This window comes from Rhizobium sp. BK112 (genome assembly GCF_014193215.1).
In the GTDB taxonomy this organism is placed as follows: Bacteria; Pseudomonadota; Alphaproteobacteria; order Rhizobiales; family Rhizobiaceae; genus Rhizobium; species Rhizobium anhuiense.
On record NZ_JACHYZ010000005.1, the window covers coordinates 20,645 to 38,574 of the forward strand.

Here is a 17,930-nt window from a genome sequence, read left to right on the forward strand (position 1 = left end):
GCATTTCGCATCAACGTCCATGTGCGCGAATGGATAAGAAGGAGACAATTCCGGCCAAGCGTCAGACCAATGTCATTGAACCCACTTAAAGGATTGCGCCTTGATGAGGTTACCAGGAGGCGCTTTCATGGCGACGTTGGAGCAGGTCGCATTCCGGGCAGGCTGCTCGCTGGCGACCGCAAGCCGTGTTCTCAACCGCAACGGACCGGCGAGCGACCTGATGGTGCGCAAAGTGCGCCGTGCGGCCGCCGAACTCGGTTATCACTCCGCCGGCAGGCTTGGCCGCAGGCCCGTGGTCGGCGTGCTGATCCCGAGCATCACCAATCCGGTCTTTGCCTCGTCGTTGTCGAGCATCCAGAACCGCATGCTGGTGGCCGGCCACGGCGTCTTGATCGCCCAGTCGAACTACGATCCGGCGCGCGAGGCCGATGCCGTCGCCGCCCTCCTGAACGACCGGCCGACCGGGCTGATCCTCACCGTCTGCGATCCCTCGACCAGCCAGGCGCTGCTTGCCAGGCTGCCGCCGACCGTGCTGCTCAACAACCTGCCGACGGCGCAATTTCCGGCGGCTGTCACCGCCGACAATCGCGGCGCCGGCCGCGAGATCACGGCGTTCCTGATCGGCATGGGTCATCGCCGCATTCTGTTTCTTTCCGGCAATTTCGCTGCCTCCGATCGCGCGCTGCTTCGCTACCAGGGTTATCTCGACGCCATGGCCGAGAGCGGGCTTGCACCGCTCGATGTGATGCAGATCCCCTTCGTCAACGGTTTTGACCAACTCGATCTCGGCATGGCGATGACCTCGCTTGCGCCGACGGCGATCATCGCCTCGAACGATCTTCTGGCGCTCGGCGTCATCGGCGCGCTGAAGCGCGAAGGGCTCTCGGTGCCGGGCGATGTTTCGGTCGCCGGCTTCGACGGCATCGCCATCGGCCGGCTGATCGATCCGCCGCTGACGACGATCGAAATGCCGGATGCCAGCATGGGGGCGACGGCCGCCTCGCTGCTCCTCGACATGGCGGAGAATGCCGCCCCTGCCCGTCATCTCGACGTCGCCTATACGCTACGCCGCGGCGGCACGGTGCGCGCCATCTGAGAAGCTAGGGAAAAGAAGAGGCCGCCACGCGCTCGGCATGGCGACCCCTGCCCTATGCCTGGTGAGAAAGGAGATCAGCTGCGCGGCAGCATGTCCTCGACGTCAGCGGCCGCGTCGTCGAGCGCTTCCTTCGGCTCGGCCGACTGGTCGACGATGCGCGACAGGTTGTCGACGATCGTCTGCGTGACCTTGACGCCGTTCGAGCCGGGGAAGGCATACCAGGGGATCATCACCGGCATCTGGCTGAGGCCGGCCTGGAACAGCGGGTTCTGCTTGTAGAAATCGCCGAGATATTCGGGTGACTTCGCGGCAAGCTCATTGTTCGGAACATAACCGGTGCCAGGCACGACGACGGAAGCACCGTAGGGGCCGGCGGCGAATTTAGCGAACTTCCAGGCAGCATCCTGCTTGGCGGCGTCATGCGTCAGGATGACGACGGCGTTGCCGCCCGTCGGCAGGCGGCCGTTCACCGAGTCGATCAGCGGGATCCTGGCAGTGCGCAGATCGAACTTGTTGCCGACATTCTTGATCGTGTTGCGCAGCGCGCCCGTCGTCTGGAATTCGAAACCGACCTTGCCGGCTGCGAAAGCCTGTTCGCCTGCGGGCTTGGTGAAGACAGGCATGCCGCCCTCGGTGACCAAGCGATGCAGGACTTCGACGGCCTTCTGACCTTCCGGACCGTTGAAGGCAACCTTGCTTTCGTCATCGCTCAGCATCTTGCCGCCGGCGCCGAAGAGGAGAGCCGAAAACATCCAGTCGTCGCCCTGCCAGCGGAAATCGATGCCGTCGACACCGTTGCCGAGCGCCTTGATCTTGCCGCCGAGCGCGATGACCTCATCCCAGGTCTTCGGCGGATTGTCGGGGTTACCGCCAGCCGCCTTCACGAGATCGGCGTTGTAATACATGATCGGGTTGGAGGTCGCGAAAGCCAGCCCCACCTGCTTGCCCTTGACTTCGGCGAGCTTGAGGATCGTGTCGGAGAAGCCTTGCTCGGCCATGTTGCCGTCCTTCTTGACGAGCGGACCGAGGTCGACGGCGACGTCGCGTTCGTCAAGCATGCGCAGGCGGTTGAGGCCGATGAAGGTGATATCGGGCATTTCGCTGGTGCCGACCTGACGAAGGATCGTCTGGATGCCTTCTTCATAGGTGGCCGAGGGGCTGGCGAACTGGATCTTGATATCGGGGTTTTCTACCATGAATTTCTTCGAGATCGTGTCCATCACGTCCTTGAAGAAGCCCGGCATCGGGTAGTGAACCGTCAGCGTCGTCTCGGCATGCGCGGGAAGCGCGATTGCCAAGGATACGGCCGCTGCGGCGAGAATCTGGGTGATATGTTTCATCGCTCGTTCTCCTGGGTTGAAACCGGTCAGCCTTTGAGTCCGGTCATGGTGATGCCCTCGACGAAACGCTTCTGCGCAAGCAGGAAGGCGGCGACGAGGGGAAGGGTAATCATGAGGGTCGCCGCCATCAGTGCGCCGTAGTCGTCGCCGGCCTCTGCGGCGCGGAAATACATCAGGCCCAGCGGCGGCGTGGCGTAGTCCTGCTTGCTGATGACGATCAGCGGCCAGTAGAGATCGTTCCAATGGGCAACGACCGAGAAGATGGCAAAGGCGGTGACCGCCGGCCAGGCATTCGGCACGATGACGCGGGCAACGATCCCGATTTCCGACATGCCGTCGAGACGGGCGGCATGGATGAGATCATCCGGCATGGCGCGGAAGAACTGCAGGAACATGAAGATCGCGAAGACCGAAATGGTGAAGGGCGCGACCAGGGCGGCATAGCTGTTGAGCAGCGAAGCGCGGTCGAAGGCGACATAGAGCGGCAGCGCGGTCGCATGGATCGGCACCAGCAGGCCGAGCATGACCAGCACCATCATGGCGCGGGCGGCACCAAAGCGCAGCTTCGCCATGGCGTAGGCGCAGGGGATCGCCACCAGCACCTGGAAGAAGAAGATCAGCCCGCAGACGACGACGCCGTTCCACAAGAGCCGCGCCATCGGCACCCGGCTCAAAGCCTTGGCAAAATTCTCGACATAGGTGAGATGCGCCGGGATGAGCGATAGCGACGAGGTGAAGATATCGCTCTGTGCCTTGCCAGCCGTCGAGATCATGAAGGCGTAGGGCGACAGAAAGACGATCGCGCCCAGTGAGAGCAGGGTCAGGCGGATGATCCTGCCGAGGGAAAAAGCGCTGGTCATCATGTGTAATGCACCCGGCGATCGAGGACGCGATACTGCAGGAACATCAGCACCACCAGGATCAGCAGGAAGACCACCGTCATCGCCGAGGCATACCCAACGCGCAGATAGACGAAGCCTTCCTGGTAGATGGTAAAGAGCAGCACTTCCGACGCCTTGTTGGGGCCGCCGTCGGTCAGGGTCTTGACCGTCTCAAAGACCTTGACCGCATTGGTGATGCTGATGGTGATGACGAAGAGCGTCGTCGGCCCGAGCATCGGCCAGGTCACCAGCAGGAAGCGGTCGAAGGAGGATCTGGCGCCATCCACTTCGGCGGCGGCGTAAAGCTCACGCGGGATCGCCGTCAGTCCGGCCAGGAACAGCACCATGTTGAAGCCGGCCGATTGCCAGACGCCGATGATCGAGAGGCTGTAAAGCACGGTGCCGGAGCTGCCCAACCAGTTCGGACCGGGAAGCCCGACAAGGGCCAGCAGCGCATTGATCGGGCCGATTGTGGGGTGGAACATATATTGCCAGACGGTCGCCATGGCGACGATCAGCGAGGCGACCGGCAGGAAATAGGCGGTGCGGAAGAAGCTGCGCGCCGCGGTTTCGCTCTCGATCAGCATGGCAATGCCGAGGCCGAGAAGGATCGAGACGGGGGCGACGATCGCCGTATAGACCGTCGTATTCCACAGCGACTTGCGAAAGGTGCGGTCGGTGATCAGGTGCGCATAATTCTCGAAGCCGACGAAACGGAACTTGCCGAAGCCGAGTTCGAAATCGGTGAAGCCGAGCACGATCACAGATGCAACCGGCAAGAGCACGAAGAGGAACAGCAGGATCATCGCCGGCAGCACCAGCATCCAGGCGATCTGGGCCTCGCTGCGCCGATGCGCAGCGGCGGAATCATGCGGCGCAGCCATCGAGACGACGCTAGCCATGCGCCCTCTCCCATTGAGAGTGGCCCGCCATCAGCCCGGCATCGGCGGAGCCGAGCCCGGCATCGGCAGAGCCGAGCCCGGCATCGGCAGAGCCGAGCCCGGCATCACCTGCGGTGAGCCCGGCATCACCCGTGGCAACGCTGCCGGCCAGCCGGCTGCCATCCTCGGCAAAGATCAGCGTCCGGCCGGGCGAGAGCCGCAGCCCGACGGCATCACCGGCGGCAAGGCCTGCGGCTTCGGACGGTTGAACCTTGGCGATGATGGTCTCGCTGATCGCTTCGAGCCGGCAATGGAGGATGACTTCGGAGCCCAGGAATTCGACGCGTTCGATCCGGGCGGCAAGTCCATCATGCCGGCTCCTGGACAGAAAGACGAATTCGGGGCGAATGGCGATCGTGACCGGCATCTTCCTGTCCGGCGCATTGTCGAGCATAAGCCGCAGGCCGCCGCAGAGAATGACGCCGCCTTCGGCAAAGGCCGGCAGCAGATTGATGCGCGGCTGGCCGATGAAGCGGGCGACTTCGATATGGGCGGGATCGTCGTAGATGACTTCGGGGCTTGCTATCTGCAGCAATTTTCCGCCCATCATCACAGCGACACGGTCGGCCATCGACAGCGCTTCCGCCTGATCGTGGGTGACATAGAGCGTCGGCACGCCGGCTCGGCGATGCAGGTCGACGATCTCGCCGCGGGCGTGGACGCGCAGATTGGCGTCGAGGTTGGACAGCGGCTCGTCCATCAGGAAGATGTTCGGCTGGCGCACCATGGCGCGGGCAAGCGCCACGCGCTGACGCTGGCCGCCGGACATCTGGCCGGGCTTGCGGTCGAGAAGGTGGTCGATCTTCAGCGACGTCGCCATCTCCCTGACGTCGCGGGCGATCTTCACGCGGGTGGCGCGCTGGCCGGGCATCAGCGAGCCGATGAAGGGCAGCCGCTGCATCCTCGACAGCCGGCGCATCGCCAGAGGCACGGCGATATTCTCAGACGCCGTCAGATGCGGATAGAGCGCGTAGGACTGAAAGACCATGGCGATGTTGCGGTCGGCGGCTGCGACGCCGGACATGTCGCGCCCGCCGATCAGGATCTCGCCGCGGTCGGCATGGTCGAGGCCAGCCAGAACGCGCAGCAGCGTGCTCTTGCCGCAGCCGGAGGGGCCGACTAGCGCGATGAATTCGCCGGCCGCAATATCCAGGCTGACGCCATCGAGGATCTGGTTGCCGGCGAAAGCCTTGGTGATGCCGCGAAGCGAGAGCGCGCTCATTCGACCGGTTCCCGCTGCTTGACCGCCTGGGGATAGACCTCATGAACGACGTCGTCGAGCACATGGGCGGTCATGCCGGGAACGGCGACAATCGTGCTTTCGACTGAAGTATCGAACTCATGGATGACGGCGCCGATCAGACGTTCACCCGGCATCTCCCGCTCCATCTTGTCGATGATGAAGGCGGCCGATGGACCCCATGTCAGCTGGGTGTTGTTAAAGCGCCCCTGCCAAGCCCAGTGGAGATGGCCGCTCGCAAACAGTGCCACGTCATGGGAAGCGATGAGATCATAGAGCCGCCGGCGCTGGACCGGGCGAACGCTCCAATAGCCGGTATCGCCCTCGTCGGGCGCATCGACGAACAGCGGCTTGTGTGCAAACAGCGCCACGCGCCGCCCTGCCCTGTCGGAAAGCGCCTGATCGAGCCATTCGAACTGGGCCTCCTCCTCGTCATCCTCATGGCCGAGAAGCAGCGCGTTCAAGCCGATGAGGCGCCAGCCGGCCGTATCCTCCAGCCAACGGTCGGGGCCAGCAAGGCAGCGCCAGCGGGCGAGCCGCTCGGCATTGACCGGCTGGTCCGATCCTTGGAGATGGCCGACATCGTGATTACCGGGGACGATCAGCATCGGGATCGACACCTGGCGCATCAGGTCCATCGAGAAGGTGATGTCGGCGTCCTTGTCGGCGCCGTCGACGGTGAGATCGCCGGTATGGACGATCAGGTCGGCGCCGGTCTCTTCGATCCAGCTCAGAAGCGGCGCCCAGTTGCCGTTGAAATGCGGCTTGTCGGGACTGAAATGGGTGTCGGTGATCTGAATGATTTTCATGTCTGAATCATCTTCATGGGCGCATCTCCGAGACGTCGGAAGCGCGTCACCCGCGCTTCCTTCTCGGGCCCTCTCTAGAAGGCTCCCATGTCAATCAGACATCTGCTGTTTTCAGCTGTTTTTCAGTTTTGACATCAATTTGTCATGCAAGAAAAAGCTGCCCGCAGGAACCGGGGCAGCCTTGGCCAACATTTGGGATTGAGATTGCGGTGAAATCAATGCCGTGGTGCGTTGGCTGGGATGGACGATACCGTTGCCGAGACAGGGTCGCTTGCAGGGAAGCTGTCTTCAAGGCCCTCGTTCAACTCCTCCTCCAGCGTCTCGCTGTCCCCAGCCGAACGCGCGCTCGGCTGGCCGATCAGACCCTTGCTGCCTTCGTCAAAATTGCCGTTGCTCAAGGCATCGTAACGGTTGATGCTGCCGTCCGGCTCGCCGCCGGCAAAGCTGGTCAGCTGAACCATCATGACCTTGGCGTGGTCGACCGCCGTCGCATCATCAAGCTCGCCATGGGAGTTGTCGATTTTGACGGAAATCGATTCTCCGCCTTCGCCCAAGAATTCGACGGTGAAGATGTCGCCGGCCTGTGTCACTCGCGTATCGATCAACTGCATCGGAACCTCCTGTGTTCATTGACATCAACGGCGATCAACATCCGGAGTTCCATGGGCCAATCATTTCAACGTCAGGTCAACGTCAGGCGATGACTGGTTCTCGCCTGGCGATTATGGTTAATTTATTAATAATTCGGGTTTTATAAATGGAACGAAGCGGCCTTTCCGAGTGTTGATGCTGCGCCGTGGAGGAACCCCAATGATCCTGAAAATCCTTGCCCCCAAAATCGACGCCGATTGCCATGACACCGGCACCTGGCCCGATGGGATCTTCGCCGAAAACCGGATCGATCTTTCCGTTCGCCGCGACGGCCGTCGTCGCTCGCCGCATGAGCGCGACTACGGCAATGACAGGAAACTGGAAAATCTGCCGCTCGGCTTTGCTTGACCGTTGCCGGCGTGCACTTGTCACAGCCTGCGAAAGACCAGAACGCCTGACGCCGGCAGCACGGGATCGAGCACTCCCGCCGTGGCTCGGAGCCTTCCGCCGCCGTTGCCGACGTTCCAGCCGCCATATCTGCGAGAATCGCTGTTGAAGACCTCCTCCCAGAGGTCATCTCCCAAGCGGTCGCTGTGCAACCGGTAGCCGTGTTCGAAGGGAGCATCGTTCAGCGAGCCCACGACGAGGAAATCCTCGCCGTCGTTCCAGCGATGAAAGGCGATCACCCGATTTTCGTCGTGAACCAGGGGAATGGCGATGTTGCGCGAGCGAATGGCTGCCTCTCCGACACTGAGCGCTATCAGATCGCGATAGCAGCTGATCATCCCTGCCCCGTGGCCATCGGCTGCGCCGAGAATATTCTCCCGGTTGGCGAGGAAATCATTGTAGCGATAGGGCTTCAGGGCACCGATTTCCTCGCCCATGAAAAACATCGGCGTCCCCGGCGATAGCAGCGTCATCGCCGCCGCGAACCTCGATCTCGCCTCCGCCCACGTCCTGGTCTCACCGACAACAGGCGCGAAATTGACCGCGATCACAGCGGTTCGCGCCGATCCTTCACGATTGCCGCAATCGTCGTGCGACTGGTTATAGACTACCTTGGAGTGCGCGCTTGTCTGCAAAGCGCCGGCAAGAGACGACATGGTCAGCGCCCGCTGGTCCCCGAAGCCGGCATTCTTCAACAGCTGCGCCTGCGCACCGCCGTGATATTCGACGAGATTGTGATGAAAGTCACCATACCAGGTCGCATCGAAGCCGAGCCCGTCGCCGGTCAGGCTTGGCTCGGTCATCGCCGACCAGTCCGAATAATCCTCGGCCGTCAGGAAAAGCTGCGGCTTGATGAGCCGCATCGTGCGGGTCCATTGCTTCAGGAATTTGGCGCCGAAGGCGGCGGCCCGATCGGCGCGCCGGCCATCGGCATGCAGAACCGGATATTGATGGATCGAACTCGTCTGATCGAGCCGGAAACCATCGATATGGCAGACGGAGACGAAAAAGGCGGCGCTGGAGATGAAAAGCTGGCGCACGGCTTCCTCATGGAAGCGCGGCGCCCATCCCGTCGAGATGTTGTCGATGTAGCCGCCCGTGGGATCGGCGTAATCGCCGGGCCGTCCCTCGTACCAATAGTAGATATTGCGGGTGTGATCGTTGGAATCATAGGCCCATTGCGCCCGCTCGCCATCCGGATCGAAGTGGTTGTAACAGACATCGAGGATGACGGCGATGCCGCGCTGGTGGCAGGTCTTGATGAACATCTTCAGCCGGTCGGTGCCGCCGGCCCCTTGATCGGCGGCAAAGAAATGCGAGGTGCCGTAGCCCCAGTTGGCCCGGGTCTCGAATTCCGCAATCGGCAGCAGTTCCACCGCGTTGACGCCGAGCGCTGCGAGATGTTCGACGAAGGCGACGGCATCATCGAGCGTACCGGGCGCGGGCTTGCCGAAACCGAGGGCGCCGACATGCAGTTCATAGATCACCAGATCCTCGAGCCGATCGGGAATCTTTTGGCCGCCGGCGAATTCGTCGGCCCAGAAGGCCTCGGCGGTAAGCTCCTCTCCCGATGGCAGTACCACCCGCTTCGGGTCGCAGACGACCGAACAGCTCTGCGGTCCGTCCAATGACGCCGGCGATCCGTGATAGACCGCCCCATCCGGATCGAAGTCCCCCGCGCCGATCTGCATGAGCGACCAGATATCCGTGCGGTAGACGAGCGATCCGTCATCCTTCGTGATGCGGTACATATAGGGGGTGCCGACCATGCCGTCGAAATCGGCAAGGCCGTCATCATCGCCGGTTTCGACGGTCCAGAAGCCGTCGACGGTCTTGCGCATCGCGATGGTTGCGACTGCACCGGTGCCGTCGTCGGCGATGTAGCCGATGGCCGGATCGGCCAGGACAAGCGAAACCGCCCTGGCGTTCGGCGCCCAGACCGCGAAGCGAATGCCGTCGGCACTGTTGCGCCGCTCAGTTCGATTCGCCCCCAGACGGCCGATCCACGTCAGATAATAGGTCTGCGGCGCCAGGTCCGAGTGGAGGTCGAAGGAGCGTTCGCGACGCGTCGAGACCTCGTCGTCCAATTCGGCGGCGATCGCCCATAGGCCGGAAGCATCAGGCCGATCCAGCTCGACCCCCCAGCGGAAATGCGTGCCGATCCCGGCGTCGGGAAACGATACATCGGCGACGAAGACATCATAACCATCCTCATCACGGGAAGGCCGCATCGAAACAGATGTCCACTCATGCGAGACGCGGCCTTGCTCGTCCCAACTGCCGCAGAGACGGACATCGCCGAACGCCATCGATGGCAAGCCGCTGCGAAACCGGAATTGAACATCGACGGTCATCGGATCCTCCAAAACCATGTCGGATTTCACCGGACTCTGCCTATGGGCCGTCCCACTCGGGCATGATCAACCGGCCGGACGAAAAAATGCAAGCGCAGATTTCATAATAAATACAATCCGAAGCGAGCCACATTCGGGACAATATATCATGGATAACGAGTCATCGCCGCACGACCCTCCTCGTGTATTAAATCGAATTGGTTTCAACAAATGGGGATTCATTCCCATCGCCAATTCCCTCGTAAACCGGGAGAATAACTTATGGCTCAAGCCGTTAGAATAAACGATATTATTCGCTCCTTTGGAATTGATACGCATATCGACTACACCGACGGAAAATATTCCAATGTCGGAGAAGTTGTTAAAGCACTCGACTATCTTGGCCTTGATACAGTCCGCGATCACGCCCCCAACTCCGCTTCCGATCCCAACGGCCAAACGCATCTCGGCGACGCGGCCAAGGCCGGCGTGCAATTCGTCTTCAGCGCGCAGCGGGAAGTCGACCCCGCCACCGTGGTCCAGCGGCTGCATGATTTCGTGCAGGCCCATCCCGGATCGGTCGTCGGCATCGAAGGCCCGAACGAAGTCAATAACTGGCCGGTCAGCTATCACGGCCTGAGCGGCCAGGCCGCAGCGGTCGCCTATCAGAGGGACCTGCCTGCCGCCGTCAACGCCGATCCGTTGCTGAAGGACATCCCGGTCCTCAGCCTTACCGGATATACGGTCGCTTCCGCGTCCGACTACACGACGATCCACACCTATGCGAAGGATGGCGACCAGCCATATTCATGGCTTTCCCGAGAATCCGGCGTTCAGCGCGCTGCCGATCCGGGCAAGCCGCTTGCGATCACCGAGACCGGTTACCATACGTCGCTGACCGCCGACACCAATGGCGGCTGGGAAGGCGTCAACGAAGCGACGCAGGCCAAGCTCCTGCTCAATACGCTGATGGACGGCGCGGCACTCGGATCGAAAAACACGTTCATCTACGAATTGCTAGACGCCTATTCCGATCCGCAGGGCACCAATCAGGAAAAGCATTTCGGCCTTTTTCATCTCGACTATTCGGCCAAGCCGGCTGCGACGGCGATCCACAATCTGACCGAAATCCTTGCGGATGACGGCGCTCAGAAGGCGAGCTTCAGCGCCGGAGCGCTCAACTATTCGATCGACGGGCTGCCGTCCTCGGCCCGCAGCCTGCTTGCGGAAAAATCGGACGGAAGCTACCAGATCATCCTCTGGAACGAGCCCGATATCTGGAACCAGTCCACCGATACGGCCATTCAGGCTGCAAATACAGCCGTCAAAGTCAATCTCGGCGCCGCCTTCGGCTCCGTGAAGGTCTTCGACCCGCTGACCGGGACGACGGCGATCAAAAGCCTCAGCAACGTCTCGTCCCTGACGGCTAATGTCGTCGATCATCCCGTAATCATCGACATCGAAGGCGGCATCACCAGCACGCCGCCGCCGGCAACCAACCATATCTATGGCGGCACCGGCAACGACATATTCACCGTAAGCAACTCCGCTCAAATCGTCGACGAAAGCCGGGGCGGCGGGACGGATACCGTCATGTCGTCGATCAGCTTCAGCCTCAAGGATACGGCGCATACGATCGGAAACATCGAGAATCTGACACTGACCGGCACCGCCAATCTGAACGGCACCGGGAATGGCCTGGCGAATGTTCTCACCGGCAATTCCGGCAACAATATTCTTGACGGAAGCACTGGTGCCGACCGCATGTCGGGGCACGGCGGCAACGACACCTATGTGATCGACAATAAAGGCGACTTTGCCGATGAAGCCAGTGGATCCGGCAAGGACAGCGTCCGGTCGGCAATCTCCTTCAGCCTGGTCGATCAGGCGCATACATCGGGAACGATCGAAAACCTTGCCTTGACCGGAACGGCCAATCTCAGCGCGACGGGCAACAACACGTCCAACGTGCTGACCGGCAACGACGGCAGCAACAGTCTCAACGGCGGCAAGGGGGCCGACCAGATGAGCGGCGGACTCGGCAACGACAAGCTGATCGGCAAAGCCGGCGCAGACATTCTGACCGGCGGCGGAGGGACCGATTCCTTCGTTTTCGACGTTAAGCCCGACAATGTGAGCATCGACAAGATCCGGGATTTCTCCTCGGCGGCCGGCGACAAGCTGCTACTCGACCATTCGATTTTCGCCGCACTCAGCCTATCGAGATTTTCGGATGAGAATTTCGTCGTCGGCACCAAAGCACTCGAAGCTGACGATAGACTGATCTACGACCAGACCAGCGGCATTCTATCCTTTGATGCGGATGGAAGTGCCGCGGGTGCGGCAATCCATGTGGCCGATCTCGACAATTCCCCGGCGCTTCAATTCAAGGATTTCATGCTGATCTGACCCGGCCAGGTCCGTCGCTATTCGGCGGCGGGCTGCGGCACCACTTATGTTTCTAAAGCGCGTCGCGATCTTTCAACGTCGCGCCTCGCGCTTTAGCACTTGGTTTTTACGCATGTCGTTGCCGCAAAAACCGCTGCACGCTTTTGTGCGACATGCTTAGCCTCCTCTTGCCGGCATAACATTCCCGGCCACATTCCTCCGTCAATGCCACTCGCAGCACCGGAGAAGCCTTTGCCCTGGATCGCCTATATCGCCCATTTCATCGCCGCGGCCTTTCTGACCGATGGCATCCCGCATTTCGTCAACGGCGTCAGCGGCCGGCCCTTCCGCACTCCATTCGCAAAGCTCGGTTCGCCGACAGCCAATGTCGTCTGGGGCTGGGTCAATTTCCTCATCGCCTTCCTGCTCTTTGCCAATATCGGGCCGCTTTATATCGGCTCGCCAGGCGATACGATCTTCGTGGCAGTCGGCATGCTCGTCACCGGCATCGTGCTCGCCCGGATTTTCGAGCGCGAGTCCCGATAGTAACTTGCATTATGATAGTCACTAATGTAGTGACATCGCCATGCAGCGAACAAGCTTCAGCGATTTCAAATGCCCGGCGGCACGCGCGCTCGACAGCGTCGGTGACTGGTGGAGCATCCTGATCCTGCGCGACGCCTTCCAAGGACTGTCGCGCTTCGACGAATTCCAGAAGAGCCTCGGCGTGGCGCCGAACATCCTGGCGCGGCGGCTGAAACACCTGACGGATCAGGACCTGTTTGAACGGCGGCTCTACCAGCAGCGCCCTGCCCGCTACGAATATCGGCTGACGGAAAAGGGCCGCGATTTCTTTCCCGTCCTGATGACGCTGTTTTCCTGGGGAAGCCGGCATATTCCGGAAGGGGACCTCGCCTTTCTCTTGGGCGATGCCGCGTCCGGCAAAGAGCGCGAGACCGTGCTGGTCGACGCGCGCACCGGCGAACAGGTGACACCCGAAAACACCAGCCTGCTTGCAGGTCCCGCCGCCGATGACGAGGTGCACGCGCGGATCGCCCGCATGCGCGCCTGGTATCTCGGCATCGACGCATAGAAGGAGAACAGAATGGACCGCATCGTTGTCACCGGCATGGGACTTGTCTCGCCACTCGGCACCGGCATCGAGCCCGCCTGGAAGCGCCTTCTCGACGGAGGTTCGGGGCTGCGGGTATTGGCGGAAGACATAGTCGGCGAGCTAGCGGCCAAGGTCGGCGGTATCGTTCCCGGCATAACCGAGGATGCGCAAGCCGGCTTCGATCCCGACCGATACATCACGCCCAAGGACCAGAAGAAGATGGACCGCTTCATCCATTTCGCCATGGCGGCGACGGAGGAAGCGGTCAAGCAGGCCGGCTGGATGCCGACCGACGAAGGCGAGCGTGAACGCACCGCGACCATCATCGCGTCGGGCGTCGGCGGCTTTCCGGCGATCGCCGAAGCAGTACGGATCGGCGAGACGCGCGGCGTCCGACGCCTGTCGCCCTTCACCGTGCCCTCCTTTCTCGTCAACCTCGCCGCCGGCCAGGTCAGCATCCGCTACGGCTTCAGGGGGCCGCTCGGCGCTCCGGTGACGGCGTGCGCCGCCAGCGTCCAGGCAATCGGCGATGCGGCGCGGCTGATCCGCTCCGGCGAGGCGGATGTGGCGATTTGCGGTGGCGCCGAGGCCTGTATCGACAAGGTGAGCCTCGGCGGCTTTGCCGCCGCACGCGCCCTTTCCACCGGCTTCAACGAAACGCCGGAGCTGGCGTCGCGGCCCTTCGACACGGCGCGAGACGGTTTCATCATGGGCGAAGGCGCCGGCATTCTGGTCATCGAAACGCTGGAGCACGCACTTGCCCGCGGCGCCACACCGCTCGCCGAACTCGTCGGCTACGGCACGGCGGCGGACGCCTACCATATGACCTCAGGCCCTGAAGACGGCGACGGTGCGCGGCGGGCGATGGAGGCGGCGCTCCGCCAAGCGAAGATTTCCGCTTCCGACGTCAAACACCTGAACGCGCATGCGACCTCGACACCCGTCGGTGACAGGGGCGAGATCGCAGCGATCGGCACGGTCTTCGGCCGCAATGGCGGCATTGCCGTCAGCGCGACGAAATCGGCGACCGGCCACCTGCTCGGGGCTGCCGGCGGGCTGGAGGCGATCTTCACCATCCTGGCGCTGCGCGACCAGATCGCGCCGCCGACCCGCAACCTGGATGAGGCTGATCCGGCCGCCGACGGCATCGATATCGTCGGCAAGACGGCGCGGCCGCTCACCATGGACTATGCCATCACCAATGGTTTCGGCTTCGGTGGAGTGAACGCCAGCGCCCTCTTCCGGCGCTGGTCGTAAAGTCTGTTTTGCTTGCGAGGCCGGTTCAGTTTTCATGGAAGCACAGAACCGCTCTCATTTTTTGTTTTACGCAATTCCGGACGCAAGCCGCTGCGCACTTTTGCTGGCATTGCTTTGGAAATCGCCTACACTTCAGCTCTATCGGGGATTATTCTCCGATAGAGCTGGAGATCAACCCATGCGCGCCTTCTTCGCAGTTCTTATTCTGTGTGCCGCGTCCCTCCTCTCCATCGTCTCGGCCCGCGCCGAAGACCCGATCGACACGACGCGGACGATGATCGAGGAACAGATCAAGGCCTTCCTCAAGGACGATGCCGAGACCGCCTATTCCTTCGCCGCTCCCGGCATCAGGGCGATGTATCCCGACAAGAACCTGTTCTTCGCCATGGTAAAGAAGAGCTACGAGCCGGTCTATCATCCCGGCAACTACGCCTTCGGCCGCAGCCGCTCGATCGACAACGGCGCGCTGATCTATCACGAAGTACTGATTTCAGGCCGCGATGGCAAAGACTGGACGGCGATCTACCAGATCACCCGCCAGCCGGATGGCAGCTACCGGATCAACGGCGTGCAGATCATCCCAGATGCGGACAGCAAGGGTATTTGATCCCGATCGATCCAACCTCGTTGGATTGGATCAAACAGGTTCGATCGGGATCAAACAGGTTTGATCGGGATCACACGGGCTGGAGATCGCCTCTTGCCCATTCCTCCTGCGTTTCCGCCATGAAATCGGCGAAGCGGCCTTCGGCGATCGCCTTGCGGATGCCCTGCATCAGTTCCTGGTAATAGGCGAGGTTGTTCCAGGAGAGCAGCATGCCGCCGAGCGCCTCGTTGGAGCGGACGAGATGGTGCAGATAGGCACGCGAATAATCGCGTGAGGCCGGACAATTCGACTGTTCGTCGAGCGGGCGCATATCCTCGGCATGGCGGGCATTGCGGATGTTGACCTTGCCGCGGCGGGTAAAGGCCAGGCCATGGCGGCCGGAGCGAGTGGGCATGACGCAGTCGAACATGTCGATGCCGCGCGCAACCGATTTCAGAATATCATCCGGCGTGCCGACACCCATGAGGTAACGCGGCTTTTCCAGAGGAAGGACCGGCAGTGTCGTTTCCAGCATCTGCAGCATGACATCCTGCGGCTCGCCGACGGCGAGGCCGCCGATCGCATAGCCCTTGAGGTCGAGCTGGCTCAACGCCTCGGCCGAACGGATACGCAGCGCCGGGATGTCGCCGCCCTGGACGATGCCGAACATCGCCTTGCCGGGCTGCTCGCCGAAGGCCACCCGGCAGCGTTCGGCCCAGCGCAGCGACATTTCCATGGCGCGCTCAATCTCTTTCGCCTCGGCCGGCAGCGCCACGCATTCATCGAGCTGCATCTGGATGTCGGAGCCGAGCAGCCCCTGGATTTCTATGGAGCGCTCCGGCGACATGTGGTGCAGGCTGCCGTCGACATGCGATTTGAAGGTGACGCCCTGCTCGTCGAGCTTGCGCAGGCCGGACAGCGACATGACCTGGAACCCGCCGGAGTCCGTCAGGATCGGATGTTCCCAACGGATGAGCTTATGCAGGCCGCCAAGGCGGGCGACGCGCTCGGCCGTCGGGCGCAGCATCAGGTGATAGGTATTGCCGAGGATGATGTCAGCGCCGGTCTCCCGCACCTGGTCGAGATACATGGCTTTGACCGTACCGACGGTGCCGACCGGCATGAAGGCCGGCGTGCGGATCTCGCCGCGCGGCATGGAGATCTTGCCGAGGCGGGCGCCGGCATCGGTCTTGTCAAGCGTGAATTGGAAGCGGTCGGTCATCTAATCTTTCCGGAAGAGAAGGCTGGCATCGCCATAGGAATAGAAGCGGTAGCCCGTCTGGATGGCGTGGTCATAGGCGGCGCGCATAGTGTCGAGGCCTGAAAAGGCCGAGACCAGCATGAAGAGCGTCGAACGCGGCAGGTGGAAATTGGTCATCAGCATGTCGACGGCCTTGAAGCGGTAACCCGGCGTGATGAAAATGCCGGTGGCGCCGCTCCAGGCGCGAATTTCGCCACTGTCTTGCGTCGCGCTCTCGATCAGCCGCAGTGAGGTGGTGCCGACGCAAATGATGCGTCCCCCTCTTTGCTTTACGGCGTTCAGCCGGGCGGCGGTTTCGGCGCCGACATAACCGCTTTCGAGATGCATTTTGTGATCGGCGGTATCATCGGCCTTGACGGGCAGGAAGGTGCCGGCCCCGACATGCAGCGTCACGAAATGGCGTTCGACACCGGCCTTGTCGAGCGCCTCGAACAAAGCGGGTGTAAAATGCAGGCCGGCCGTGGGGGCTGCGACAGCGCCCTCCTCCCGCGCATAGATGGTCTGATAGTCGGCGCGATCGCGTTCATCCTCCGGCCGCTTGGCGGCGATATAGGGCGGCAGCGGTATGTGACCGACGCTGGCAATCGCTTCGTCCAGTGCGGGGCCTGAGAGATCGAAGGCCAGTGTCACTTCGCCGGCCTCGCCCTTTTCTTCCACCGTCGCGTCAAGCGAGCCGATCATGCAGCTTTCGCCGCTATGGCCGAAGGCGATGCGGTCGCCTTCCTTGATGCGCTTGCCGGGCTTGGCGAAAGCCTTCCATTTGTTGGCGCCGATACGCATGTGCAGCGTCGCCGACACCTGCTGGCCGCCAGCACCCTCTCGATGGCGAATGCCCTCGAGCTGGGCCGGAATAACCTTGGTGTCGTTGAAGACGAGCGCGTCACCGGGCCGCAGAAAAGACGGCAGATCGCCGACGCGATAATCCCGGATGGTTTCCACATTCGGATCGACGACGAGCAGCCGCGCGCTGTCGCGCGGCTCGGCGGGCCGCAACGCGATGCGTTCATCAGGCAGGTCGAAATCGAAAAGGTCTACGCGCATCAGGGCACTTTCAGGCAAAGCGAAACCCGCCCCACGCTTTCGCGCAAGGGCGGGTTTCAGCAGAAATCACAATCAGACGTCGGCGGCAACCCGCATGGAGACGATCGAGTCCGGATCGGAAACCGGCTCGCCGCGCTTGATCTTGTCGACGTTGTCCATGCCTTCGATGACCTGGCCCCAGACGGAATACTGCTTGTTCAGCCACGGCGCGTCGGTAAAGCAGATGAAGAACTGAGAGTTGGCCGAGTTCGGGTTCTGCGAACGGGCCATCGAGCATGTGCCGCGCGTATGGGTGGTTGCCGAGAATTCAGCCTTCAGGTCCGGCTTGGAGGAGCCGCCCATGCCGGCGCGGCTGGGATTGAAGGTTTCCGAGCCCTTCTTGCCGAATTCGACATCGCCCGTCTGGGCCATGAAATCCTGGATGACGCGGTGAAAGACGACGCCGTCATAGGCCTTCTCGCGGGCGAGTTCCTTGATGCGGGCGACATGTTCCGGGGCGACCTGCGGCAAAAGCTGAATGACAACCTTGCCCTTGGTGGTTTCCAGAATGATGGTGTTTTCGGGATCCTTGATCTCGGCCATTGCCTTCTCCTCTTGTTTCTCTC

General features: G+C 61.8%; 17 protein-coding genes. 7 read left to right on the plus strand and 10 right to left on the minus strand.

Annotation, left to right across the window (positions count from 1 at the left end; genetic code table 11):
* Window positions 1-127: 127 nt before the first annotated feature.
* Complete coding sequence (locus FHT75_RS15475; protein WP_063475588.1) at window positions 128-1,096, plus strand: substrate-binding domain-containing protein; 969 nt, start codon at window positions 128-130, stop codon at window positions 1,094-1,096.
* A 74-nt stretch (window positions 1,097-1,170) separates the two neighbouring features.
* Here the strand turns inward: FHT75_RS15475 and FHT75_RS15480 are convergent, their stop codons facing one another.
* The 6 genes from FHT75_RS15480 to FHT75_RS15505 all read right to left on the minus strand — a co-directional run bounded on the left by FHT75_RS15480 (window position 1,171) and on the right by FHT75_RS15505 (window position 6,918).
* Entirely contained in the window at window positions 1,171-2,436 is a 1,266-nt protein-coding gene (locus FHT75_RS15480) for an ABC transporter substrate-binding protein (protein ID WP_183845050.1), read from the minus strand.
* Between the two features lie 26 nt (window positions 2,437-2,462).
* Window positions 2,463-3,299, minus strand: coding sequence for a carbohydrate ABC transporter permease (locus FHT75_RS15485; RefSeq protein ID WP_063475586.1), 837 nt, complete (start codon window positions 3,297-3,299; stop codon window positions 2,463-2,465).
* Window positions 3,296-4,201, minus strand: coding sequence for a carbohydrate ABC transporter permease (locus tag FHT75_RS15490; protein WP_373289175.1), 906 nt, complete (start codon window positions 4,199-4,201; stop codon window positions 3,296-3,298). The genes FHT75_RS15485 and FHT75_RS15490 overlap by 4 nt, the downstream gene beginning before the upstream one ends.
* Window positions 4,202-4,211: 10 nt before the next feature.
* The gene (locus FHT75_RS15495; RefSeq protein WP_063475584.1) at window positions 4,212-5,480 is read right to left on the minus strand and encodes an ABC transporter ATP-binding protein; all 1,269 of its coding nucleotides are present in this window, start codon (window positions 5,478-5,480) and stop codon (window positions 4,212-4,214) included.
* Window positions 5,477-6,307 carry a metallophosphoesterase family protein gene (locus FHT75_RS15500; protein WP_063475583.1) on the minus strand — a complete coding sequence of 277 codons (831 nt, stop codon included), beginning with the start codon at window positions 6,305-6,307 and terminating at the stop codon, window positions 5,477-5,479. The genes FHT75_RS15495 and FHT75_RS15500 overlap by 4 nt, the downstream gene beginning before the upstream one ends.
* A 215-nt stretch (window positions 6,308-6,522) precedes the next feature.
* A complete protein-coding gene (locus FHT75_RS15505) occupies window positions 6,523-6,918 on the minus strand; it encodes a hypothetical protein (protein ID WP_063475582.1) in 396 nt (131 codons plus the stop codon).
* Between the two features lie 199 nt (window positions 6,919-7,117).
* Between FHT75_RS15505 and FHT75_RS15510 the strand changes: the two genes are divergently transcribed.
* Window positions 7,118-7,306 (plus strand): hypothetical protein, encoded by a 189-nt coding sequence (locus FHT75_RS15510; protein ID WP_047615152.1) that lies wholly within the window; start codon window positions 7,118-7,120, stop codon window positions 7,304-7,306.
* Window positions 7,307-7,326: 20 nt separating this feature from the next.
* Here FHT75_RS15510 and FHT75_RS15515 read toward each other — a convergent pair whose 3' ends face one another.
* The gene (locus tag FHT75_RS15515; RefSeq protein WP_063475671.1) at window positions 7,327-9,699 is read right to left on the minus strand and encodes an alpha-amylase family glycosyl hydrolase; all 2,373 of its coding nucleotides are present in this window, start codon (window positions 9,697-9,699) and stop codon (window positions 7,327-7,329) included.
* Between the two features lie 261 nt (window positions 9,700-9,960).
* On the opposite strand from FHT75_RS15515, the gene FHT75_RS15520 reads away from it, so the two are divergent.
* The 5 genes from FHT75_RS15520 (at window position 9,961) to FHT75_RS15540 (ending at window position 15,044) form a co-directional block, all read left to right on the plus strand.
* A complete protein-coding gene (locus FHT75_RS15520; protein ID WP_183845049.1) occupies window positions 9,961-12,087 on the plus strand; it encodes a calcium-binding protein in 2,127 nt (708 codons plus the stop codon).
* Between the two features lie 231 nt (window positions 12,088-12,318).
* Window positions 12,319-12,612 carry a hypothetical protein gene (locus tag FHT75_RS15525; RefSeq protein ID WP_063475580.1) on the plus strand — a complete coding sequence of 98 codons (294 nt, stop codon included), beginning with the start codon at window positions 12,319-12,321 and terminating at the stop codon, window positions 12,610-12,612.
* A 40-nt stretch (window positions 12,613-12,652) separates the two neighbouring features.
* Window positions 12,653-13,159: a winged helix-turn-helix transcriptional regulator gene (locus tag FHT75_RS15530; protein WP_063475579.1), complete on the plus strand. Its 507-nt coding sequence runs from the start codon at window positions 12,653-12,655 to the stop codon at window positions 13,157-13,159.
* 12 nt (window positions 13,160-13,171) lie between these two features.
* Window positions 13,172-14,437 carry a beta-ketoacyl-ACP synthase II gene (gene fabF / locus FHT75_RS15535; RefSeq protein WP_063475578.1) on the plus strand — a complete coding sequence of 422 codons (1,266 nt, stop codon included), beginning with the start codon at window positions 13,172-13,174 and terminating at the stop codon, window positions 14,435-14,437.
* 178 nt (window positions 14,438-14,615) lie between these two features.
* A complete protein-coding gene (locus FHT75_RS15540; RefSeq protein WP_047615141.1) occupies window positions 14,616-15,044 on the plus strand; it encodes a DUF4864 domain-containing protein in 429 nt (142 codons plus the stop codon).
* Between the two features lie 70 nt (window positions 15,045-15,114).
* Here the strand turns inward: FHT75_RS15540 and tgt are convergent, their stop codons facing one another.
* The 3 genes from tgt to FHT75_RS15555 all read right to left on the minus strand — a co-directional run bounded on the left by tgt (window position 15,115) and on the right by FHT75_RS15555 (window position 17,907).
* Window positions 15,115-16,245: a tRNA guanosine(34) transglycosylase Tgt gene (gene tgt / locus FHT75_RS15545; protein WP_028756881.1), complete on the minus strand. Its 1,131-nt coding sequence runs from the start codon at window positions 16,243-16,245 to the stop codon at window positions 15,115-15,117.
* A complete protein-coding gene (queA, locus tag FHT75_RS15550; protein ID WP_028756880.1) occupies window positions 16,246-17,325 on the minus strand; it encodes a tRNA preQ1(34) S-adenosylmethionine ribosyltransferase-isomerase QueA in 1,080 nt (359 codons plus the stop codon). It abuts the gene before it with no gap.
* A gap of 72 nt (window positions 17,326-17,397) precedes the next feature.
* Window positions 17,398-17,907, minus strand: coding sequence for a peptidylprolyl isomerase (locus FHT75_RS15555; RefSeq protein ID WP_028756879.1), 510 nt, complete (start codon window positions 17,905-17,907; stop codon window positions 17,398-17,400).
* Window positions 17,908-17,930 lie beyond the last annotated feature (23 nt).